The organism is Caldimonas sp. (assembly GCF_046289365.1).
Taxonomy (GTDB): domain Bacteria; phylum Pseudomonadota; class Gammaproteobacteria; order Burkholderiales; family Burkholderiaceae_C; genus Caldimonas.
In genome coordinates this window covers 1-8,344 of the sequence record NZ_JBKBVU010000136.1, presented here as the reverse complement: position 1 = coordinate 8,344, position 8,344 = coordinate 1, and the positions used below count along the sequence as shown (strand labels likewise).

The window sequence follows — 8,344 nt, the reverse complement described above, 5'->3', positions numbered from 1 at the left end:
GATGTTGAACGGCTCGCCGTTGCTGCTGAAGGTGATTACCGGGGTGCGGTTTGTTGATGGGGTGGAGCAAACCGAAGCCGCCTGAGCAAGCCGCCATCCACAACATTTGACAATTGCTCTCAAACCGCCAATACTGGCTATCACAGCGGGAAGCTTGCCCAATCCAGATTGGGACGACCCAACCAAGGATCAGCAGAATATCGTACCGCCCGCGCATGCGTTCGCGATAATCGGCTATGACCCCGTGAACAAGCGGGTTCAACTGCAGAACCCGTGGAACAGCGCGGAATTTGCCAACTACGGAAAGACATTTACGCTGAGCTTGACGGATTTTTGCAAGCTCTATGGCACGGTGGCATTCGAGGTGCGGCAGTAGTGAGTGCCGGCTATGAAGTCCGTGTCCGTGACAGTATTCGACTCGCTTCAAAAGCAAGGAGAAAGCAATGATCCATTTGGGACTAATTGCCATTTGCACTGCCTTGGCTTCGGCTGCCTGGCAAGAGAACATGCAGCCTCTTGTTTGGCAACGGATGATCGACAAGCGGTACTCGCATTCTTATGGGGCAATGGCGCCCGACGGAAGCCGTCTGGCGACAGGCGGTGGCAGCTTTCCAGGCCCAGGTGAATGGATCCTGTGGAATCCCGCGACCGGAGAGAAAATCAGCGTCAATCGGGAACACCGGATGGCCATATGGTGCCTCTCTTTCTCTCCTGACGGCAAACTCCTGGCCACCGGGGGTGGCGGCGGTGAGATTCGGCTATGGGATGCACGCACTGGGAAACAACTCGCCGAGCTGGCCGGTTGCCGTAACTATATCACGAGCTTGGTTTTCTCGCCGGACAGCAAGATCTTGGTAACCGCTTCGCACACTTCATCTAAAGATATTGGCGGAGAAGATGAGCGTACGGTTCATGTCTGGAACGTTGATAAGCGAAAGGAATTACTCGCATTTGACCCGCTCACTTATGGTATTTACGCGCTGGCCTTTTCGCCCGATGGCAAGGTGCTGGCCATTTCCGGAGGTGGAGTCGACAACGACATCGTGCTGGTCGATCCTGCCACCGGGCGAGAAAACGGCCGGCTTAGTGCGGACAAGGTGTCATCAACTCTTTCACTGGCTTTCTCCCCTGATGGCGCGACTCTGGCTTCGGGACAAGGAGGCGATGACCGTGGGACGATTCGGCTATGGGATTGGAAGCAGGGCAAGGTCAAGACGACTCTCAAGGGCCACAAATCTTCGGTCGTTCAGCTTATCTATTTTCGGGATGGTCGAAGGCTAGCCAGTTCGAGTTTGGACCGGACGGCTCGGTTGTGGGACGTCGTCGCGGAGAAAGAACTCGCTTCAGTTTCTTGTGAAAAGGAGAACGATATTCGGGGCCTGGCATTATCCCCTGATGAAACGCTGCTGGCTACCTGCTGCAATCGGGTACTCCGCGTCTGGGACGTGAAAAAGCTTTTGCAGAACGGAGGACAGAACTAAAATCCACATGCCGCCGGCCGGTGTCTGATGGCGAGACACAGCGGCCCGCGGCGCACCAGGAGGCATCGAGTAATCAAAGGCGCGAGTAATCCAAGTACCAGCAAGCCGCCGGGCGCGCTGGCCCGGCGGCTCACGAAACTGCTGAGTTGTCAAAGATCATTATTGCAAATGGCTACGGCTCCAGCAGCCGCTCGCGCAACTCAGTCTCGCGCCGTTGCAAGTCGGCCATTTGCGTGCGTAACGGCGACACCTTGGCGTCCATTTCCTTGGCGCCGCGCTCGAAAGCATCCGCCTTGGCACGCAGTCGGTCGGCATCGTCTGGTCGATGGCTGACGCTCGCTTGCTGACGTAGGTTGCCAGCCTCGCGATGGCAGTTTTGGATGCGACCCGTCAGGTCGTTAATCTTGTGGTTTACCGCCTTGATCTCGGCGACCACCTCGGCGATGGTCGTCAGGAGTTCTTCGTAGGGACAGGTATTGGCCAACTGGTTCTTGGCGCGATCCGCTTCCCGAATCTCGTCCGTCAACTGTTCGTTGCGATAGATTAGTGGCCTGGCGACCGCCTCACAGCGCTCCTCCGCCTTTTGCAACTCGGCGTAGGCCTCGCTGATGTGTTTCTGGTTCGCCTCGCGTTCCTTGGTCAGGTCCGGGACGCGGTCAAGCTGTGCCCGGAGCGCTAGCCGCTTCTGCCGCAATTCGACGGCGGCCTTGAGGTCGTTGAGCGACTTGCCGGAGTTGTGCAGCACTTCGTCGACCAGGTCGGCGTCGGGCTCCTGGCCGGCGGCGATGTGCTTGACCAGGTCGCAGAAACTGGCGACGCGCTCTTGCTGTCGCTTCTGCTGCCGGCCCACGATCTTGTCCATCAACTTGCTCAGGTTCAGGTTCATGCTGCCTCCTTTGGAACCGGGTGTTGATCGAGCCAGGCGGCCACGTCGGCCGTCCACAGCCGGAAGAACGGATCGGGAACTTGACTCTGGCGAATGGTCCGGAAGCTGTCGCCAAGCAGCCTGGCCGGCTCGTCGCCAAGCGCCTTGACGTATTCGCTCGCCGGCGACAGGCCATAAGCTGGCCCAGCGCACAAAAGGGCGGCGCTCACTGGCACGCCAAGCAGGCCGGCGCGATGGCGCAAATGAATGGCGACGCGCGAGAACCTGGCATTGTGGTAAATCCAGGGCTGGTCGCGCTGGGCTTGCGACGGCTCACTGGCGACCTGTCGGCCATTGGCCAAGGCTTGCTGTTGAATGGCCTCGCTGGTCAGGTCGGAGCGATCCCGAAAGGGCTGGTCGCGCTCCAGTACGTGGGCCAGTTCGTGAATGGCGATGGCCAGGAACGTCAGTTCGATGGCGCGCGGTTCAGCGCAGCCGGCGAAGGCGGCATCGCGGATCACCATGCAGGGTCCGCGACCGCGCCAGCCCGCGCCGATCACATCGCGGAGGTAGAGATCGAGCGTGTCCTGCGTGAAGCCGTCGCAGATGGCCGCGCCGCCCAGGTCGGCCGGCAGCCTGGACTGCGGCAGCACGTAGACGGGCATGTCGGCAAGGTCGATGGGCGCGAGCGCGTGACAAAGCTCGCTGGCGCGCTCACAGAGGGCTGCAACGTCGGTCGCCATGTAAAGTCTCCTCCAGGAATGAGCAATGCTGGCGTTCTGGTCAGGCACGCCGTATGTTGTGGAAATTTTCCACAACGTAACTTCCAAATTCGGCCCTGGCGTTCCAGACACGCCCACAAGCCGGTTGCAGAAATGCGGGCCTACGTGGGCCCGCATTCTTGAACGCTGCCAGCACGCTACAGTGATCGCGTAGAACCGCGAGCAACACGTCGGCTTGGGCCGTGGGATAGATTGGTATGTTGCAGGACCGCGTGGGCAATGCTGGCGTTCTGGTCAGCGACGCCAGCGCTGCTATGTTCAGGAAATTTTCCTGAACGTTCAGCTTGGTGGTAAGTTTCCACCAAGTTGAACGCCGCGCCCGACCGCCGCGCTGACGAACACTTGTGGAGAATTTCCACAAGTGTTCTTGGGCTTTGGAGCCGAGGCGGTTGCTGCAGCTTCAGGAAACTTCCCTGAAGCATCCGCCGGCTGACACTTCAGGAAAATTTCCTGGAGTGTTTCAGGGCCATCAGCTTGCCCTGGCTCACGCCGCCACCTTGACGGCCCGCTCGATTTCGTCCGCAAGCGCCGCGCCCCAGTCGGTCTTACGTAGGGCCAGGGTGACGGCGGTCTGGTTGGCGTCGTTGCCAGCCAGCGCCCTGGCCAGGCCAGCGGCGGTTGGCCGTAGATGCGTCACACGGTTCCGCCGAGGCTCTGTAACGCGCTCGACCAGGCCAGCGGTCGCCATGCCACGCACAGCCCGCGAGCACGTCATGCGTTGCGCCGGCGTCAGGCGGGCGCCGTGCCAGTGGTCCGGGCGGTACGGCACGCCACGGTGCCGCATGGACCATTGCCAGCGGTCGGCGTCGGCGAGCGGGTCGTCAGGTTGGCCCGCAAACGCCACCAGTTCGCCCAGAACCGCCTGTAACATGTCGGATTGGGAATTGGTCAAGGTTCCTTGTTATAGAGCCTCTGTGAGCGCTATAGCGCGCCGAGTCCGCCAGCCAGGGTACTGTTCCAGGTCAGGCGGTCTGTAACTGCCCAAACTCTGCTCTTATCCGCTGCCGTTCCGACGGCCAATTTGGCAGGCTCCACTGCCAGTTAGGACCCTGGCGGGAACAGCGACCGGGACAAGCTGATTGGCGCGACCGTGACCGGATGATTCGATGACCGAGCGAGACGGACAGGGCATATATATGCCCTGATCCTAGTCCCGCTCGGTCGAATGACCGAGGCGGACTGGTCAGTCCCGGTCATTTGACAGCAATGCTGTAACAGCGAATTCGCTTGTTTCGCTCAATCCTGTTGCCTGGCAAAGCGACCGAGGCGGACTGGCTTTCCATGTATATATGTGGTGCTGTCCCGCTCGGTCATCCAGCCATGCCTAGTTCACCATAGCTCTCGAAGCGAGCGAGTCTGAACCCTGGCAACACCCGCCTATTGTTGCCCTTCGTAAGCTCGCACGCCACGACCTGGCCCTCCTCGACGAGCGTGTCGATGGCGGTCCGGCCGCGCTCGCGGTTGACGCCGGCCTGCTTTGTCAGGGTGGTAATCGTCTCGCCATCCGGATACCTGGCGAGCACGTCGAGCAGCTTGCCGATGTCATGCCGCAGCCTGGCGTCGGCCCTGGTCGCCTCCTTGGTGTCCTTGGCCTGCTCGCGTCGGCCCTCGGCTTCGGCAAACACCTCGGTCGCCTTCATCATTTCGACCTGCCATACGCGCGGCTCCTGGCCGGCCGCATCGTGCACGCCTTCGTAGATGTCGATGCCATGCAAGCTGCTATGGCCTGCCGAGCCGCCAGTCGAGAGCCACAGGCGATGCATGCCAGAACCAGACTCATACGGCTCGCGGCGCGTGATCATGATCCACTGCCTGAAGAACTCCTGGAAGCCAGCCCAGCCGATGTCCTCGAGTTGCCCTGGCGCATACGGATCGGCCACGCCTTTCTTCAGGTGATGCGCCAGGACTAGCGTAGCGCCAGCGTCCTGACACGCCTCGCTGACCTGGCGCAGCATGCGGCCCATATCGAACAGGTTGGCCGCGTTCACGTCACCAGGCAGGCACAGGTAGGCCGGATCGACCAACACGACCTCGATGCCATCGCGTTTGAGGAACTGCCGAAACGCCTTCATGTTGATCGCGTCGCCGAAGTGCGGGAGCGTGTCGCTGAAGATGAGGCCGGTGGCGGCCAGGTCAACACCAGCAGCCAGGCAGATGCGCAGCGCCGTCTCCTGGATCGTGGCCAGGCCCGACTCGCCCGACATGACCGCCATGCGGCGCTTCTCTGGCACGCGGAAGTAGCCCAGGAACTTGCCGCCGGTGGCCATCGACACGGCCAGGTCGAGGCCGATGCTGGTCTTGAGCGACTTCTTCGGGCCGACCAGGCCGGCTGGCTGATCCTTCACCAGCACGCCTTCGACCAGGTAGGTCAGGTCATACTTGGCGCTAGCCAGTTCGCTTGCCGTGATCCGGTTGAACTCCTGGCGTGGCCCGTCGATGCGCAGCGTGATTTCGCCAAGCTTCGCCTCGACCTCGCTCAGCACCCTTGGCAACGGCATCTGGCCGCGTGCGAGCTTGGCCAGGTCGTAGGAGAACTTGACCAGCTGGTCGCGGACCGCCTGCTCATCCTTCGCCTCACCAGCCTGAACGCCAGCGTTGAAGCCGCTCGCAAATGTCGTCTCGCACTGGCCAGGCTCCTCGGCGTATAGGCCGCAGAGTTCGGCGCCACGCATACACAGCGTGCGTGCTTCCGCCTCGGCTATGCCGCGGCGAGCGCACTCGAATGCCGCCTTGTTCATGGCAGTATTGCGATCCGGTTGCGTCACGAAGCCGCGCAGGAAATCGAGCGTATCTTTGCTGAGCGTCTTGCTCGGCGCCGCTGGCAACTCGCGCAGCACGCACGAATCAAAGTCGCCACCGACGTGCATGTCGCCGCCAGCGTCGTTCGGGTCGTTCGGCAACCAGACCTGCGACTTCTTCTCGCTCTTCGGGAAGCACTCGATGTCGCCCTGGCGATTGAAGCCATAGGCTTTCGCCCAGGCGATGAACGCCTCGACCGGCATGGGCTGCGCCAGGTCATAGAAGCAATGCAGACCCTTGCCCGACTTGCTGGTGAAGAACAGGCCCTTGCTGCCAAGGAAGCGATTCACAGCGGGCGCCAAGCGGACATTGCCGCCGTCGCCAGCGTGGTCGTCGAGGTCGATGCAAAAGCGGCTCACCTGCCCATCGCGGTGCGGGACCAGACCGAGGCGCGTGCCAGCGAGAATGCGGTACGGTCGATTGTCCTGCGTGACTGAATCGAATGCCTCGCAAGTCAACGTGCCAGAGCGCCAGGCTGCGAGCGCTCGCTGCACGTCGGCCTCACCAGCGATCCAGCCGGGGCCCGGCTCGGCGCCTTTCAGATAGAGCACGCTGGCCTGATCCGGCTCGCACGCCGGCCAAAGCCAGTCGAACAATGCGAAGCGGTCCGTCGGAGTCGGCATGTTGGCTCTCGTGTCGATAGCGGCTCTTGACCCCTACCAATCGCTCGGGGACAATCGCGAGCGATGACCATTCTGCGTGATGTTCTTGAGCCCAATCTGGCGATAGTCTTTTGCGGCACGGCCGCAGGTAACGCTTCAGCCCGTCGTCGGGCCTACTATGCTGGTCGCGGCAATCGCTTTTGGTCGACACTATTTAATGTCGGGTTAACTCCCCGTGAGTTGAAACCTGAAGAGTACATGGAGGTAATCCGCCTCGGGCTAGGGTTAACAGACCTTGTGAAATCTGTTTCGGGGAACGACAACGCTTTGGCGCGAGAACATTTTGATCCCGATAGACTGCGTCAGGCGATTCGCAAGTTTCATCCCCGTATTTTGGCTTTTACCAGCAAGCGTGCGGCTACGGCATTTCTTGGTCGGCCTGTTGGCTACGGACTCCTCCCCGAAGAGTGTGAAGCCACCAAGCTCTTTGTTCTTCCTTCTCCTTCCGGTGCAGCGCGCCGATACTGGTGTCAGGATCACTGGCATGACCTGGCATCTTTGAAACAAGCCCTAGCGTTGGGTTAGCCTGGCGCCCAGCCGCGCCCGGAAACGCACGCCAGCAAGCCCTGACGCGCCGCCCGCCGCAGCAGGTCCTCGACGGCGCCCTCGGAGCGGTGTAGCGCCGCCGCCAGCGTGACGGTGCGGATCGGCACGCCGTGATACATGGTCCGCACCAGGTTGGCGACACCGGTAATGCCGATGCCAATGCCGCTCAACCCGCTTGCCGTAATAATCTCTCGGGACATGGGTCCGCTCCTTCGTGTTCCTTGCCTTCGTTGCATTTTCGCCGCTCGTAGATGTCAAGCAGCACGGCGGCCCACGCGGCCGCCGCCACCTCGCTGAGTCCGCTGTGGTTGTCGTCTGGCTCGTCAGCCATGAATCCTCCCGCGATGAACGCGCATGATCGCGCACGAACGGCTGGTGCCGTCCGCCGGGCAGTGGTGGTTGTGGCTAATTCGTGCGAGTCGGGTTCGGTTCGATGGTTCGGTGGGCGATAAATGCAGCTACTGTTAAATGACCGCAAACGCGGTCGCATTGACCAAAAAATTGTCCCTCTATCTGTTACCTACACGGTGAGAGGGCCACTTTGCGAAAATCTGGCCGGATTTCACAAAAAAAGTACAGATCCGTACGCGACAGCCCTCTAATAGTTCTTCAACGCGAAAGCGGGGCGAAATGACGAACGGGATTGCCAAGCGGTCCCTCTATTGCTTCTTCGGACGCAAAACGGGGGCAAGCTGCCGCACAATTCTGGGCAGAATCTTCTTCACGACGCATCCTGGTGGCCGCAAATCCTGGCCAGGGCAGGGTCTTGGGTTGTTTCCAAAAAGCGTGCCTTTCGATCACCCATTTTGAACGGCATATTCAAACAGCGAGCGATTTCGTTCAGAATCTCGTGCTTGAACTCGGCGTATCCGGTCGAAGGCTGCTCCGCTTGAAGCTGGCTCATCTTCCAGCCGCCGGGCATGGTCACGAGTGCTCGCTTCTCCAACTCGATCGGCTCGAACGGTTCGGCGGCGTCGGCCTCGCCGCTGGCGGGCGCGTCGGTGTAAAGGATGCCGGCGAAGTCGGCGGCCGTCTCGGCGGCGGCGATCACGGCCAGCGTGAAGCGGCGTAGCTGGGCGAACAACGGCAGGGCCGGGGTGATGTCCGGGATGCCCCACTTTGGCGAGCAGTCTGCGCGACTTGATCGAGCAGGCGGGGCGGCTATGTCGCGGCGACCTGAGGTGTTGGTTGAGGCAGAAGAGTAGTGCT

The 8,344-nt window shown here is 61.1% G+C and carries 8 protein-coding genes; 2 read left to right on the top strand and 6 right to left on the bottom strand.

Going from position 1 to position 8,344, the window contains the following annotated elements:
• The first annotated feature begins 443 nt into the window (after positions 1-443).
• Complete coding sequence (locus ACK42S_RS12815) at positions 444-1,481, top strand: WD40 repeat domain-containing protein (protein ID WP_409708039.1); 1,038 nt, start codon at positions 444-446, stop codon at positions 1,479-1,481.
• 172 nt (positions 1,482-1,653) lie between these two features.
• Here ACK42S_RS12815 and ACK42S_RS12810 read toward each other — a convergent pair whose 3' ends face one another.
• The 4 genes from ACK42S_RS12810 to ACK42S_RS12795 form a co-directional block, all read right to left on the bottom strand.
• Positions 1,654-2,367: a hypothetical protein gene (locus ACK42S_RS12810; protein ID WP_409708036.1), complete on the bottom strand. Its 714-nt coding sequence runs from the start codon at positions 2,365-2,367 to the stop codon at positions 1,654-1,656.
• Complete coding sequence (locus ACK42S_RS12805) at positions 2,364-3,089, bottom strand: hypothetical protein (protein ID WP_409708033.1); 726 nt, start codon at positions 3,087-3,089, stop codon at positions 2,364-2,366. Before ACK42S_RS12805 ends, ACK42S_RS12810 begins: the two co-directional genes overlap by 4 nt.
• A gap of 523 nt (positions 3,090-3,612) precedes the next feature.
• A complete protein-coding gene (locus tag ACK42S_RS12800; RefSeq protein ID WP_409708030.1) occupies positions 3,613-4,020 on the bottom strand; it encodes a hypothetical protein in 408 nt (135 codons plus the stop codon).
• A gap of 418 nt (positions 4,021-4,438) precedes the next feature.
• Complete coding sequence (locus ACK42S_RS12795; RefSeq protein WP_409708027.1) at positions 4,439-6,550, bottom strand: AAA family ATPase; 2,112 nt, start codon at positions 6,548-6,550, stop codon at positions 4,439-4,441.
• A gap of 63 nt (positions 6,551-6,613) precedes the next feature.
• On the opposite strand from ACK42S_RS12795, the gene ACK42S_RS12790 reads away from it, so the two are divergent.
• Positions 6,614-7,114 carry a mismatch-specific DNA-glycosylase gene (locus ACK42S_RS12790; RefSeq protein WP_409708024.1) on the top strand — a complete coding sequence of 167 codons (501 nt, stop codon included), beginning with the start codon at positions 6,614-6,616 and terminating at the stop codon, positions 7,112-7,114.
• Here ACK42S_RS12790 and ACK42S_RS12785 read toward each other — a convergent pair.
• The gene (locus ACK42S_RS12785; protein WP_409708022.1) at positions 7,111-7,335 is read right to left on the bottom strand and encodes a hypothetical protein; all 225 of its coding nucleotides are present in this window, start codon (positions 7,333-7,335) and stop codon (positions 7,111-7,113) included. The two genes, ACK42S_RS12790 and ACK42S_RS12785, sit on opposite strands and share 4 nt — an antisense overlap.
• 521 nt (positions 7,336-7,856) lie before the next feature.
• Positions 7,857-8,344 (bottom strand): phage portal protein (locus ACK42S_RS12780; protein WP_409708019.1); only part of this gene is annotated, 488 nt, incomplete at its 5' end.

Excerpts from the sequence above, each read along its gene's own strand:
- ACK42S_RS12815 (WP_409708039.1), top strand. The coding sequence starts at position 444 with ATGATCCATTTGGGACTAATTGCCATTTGCACTGCCTTGGCTTCGGCT.
- ACK42S_RS12810 (WP_409708036.1), bottom strand. The coding sequence starts at position 2,367 with ATGAACCTGAACCTGAGCAAGTTGATGGACAAGATCGTGGGCCGGCAG.
- ACK42S_RS12805 (WP_409708033.1), bottom strand. The coding sequence starts at position 3,089 with ATGGCGACCGACGTTGCAGCCCTCTGTGAGCGCGCCAGCGAGCTTTGT.
- ACK42S_RS12795 (WP_409708027.1), bottom strand. The coding sequence starts at position 6,550 with ATGCCGACTCCGACGGACCGCTTCGCATTGTTCGACTGGCTTTGGCCG.
- ACK42S_RS12790 (WP_409708024.1), top strand. The coding sequence starts at position 6,614 with ATGACCATTCTGCGTGATGTTCTTGAGCCCAATCTGGCGATAGTCTTT.
- ACK42S_RS12785 (WP_409708022.1), bottom strand. The coding sequence starts at position 7,335 with ATGTCCCGAGAGATTATTACGGCAAGCGGGTTGAGCGGCATTGGCATC.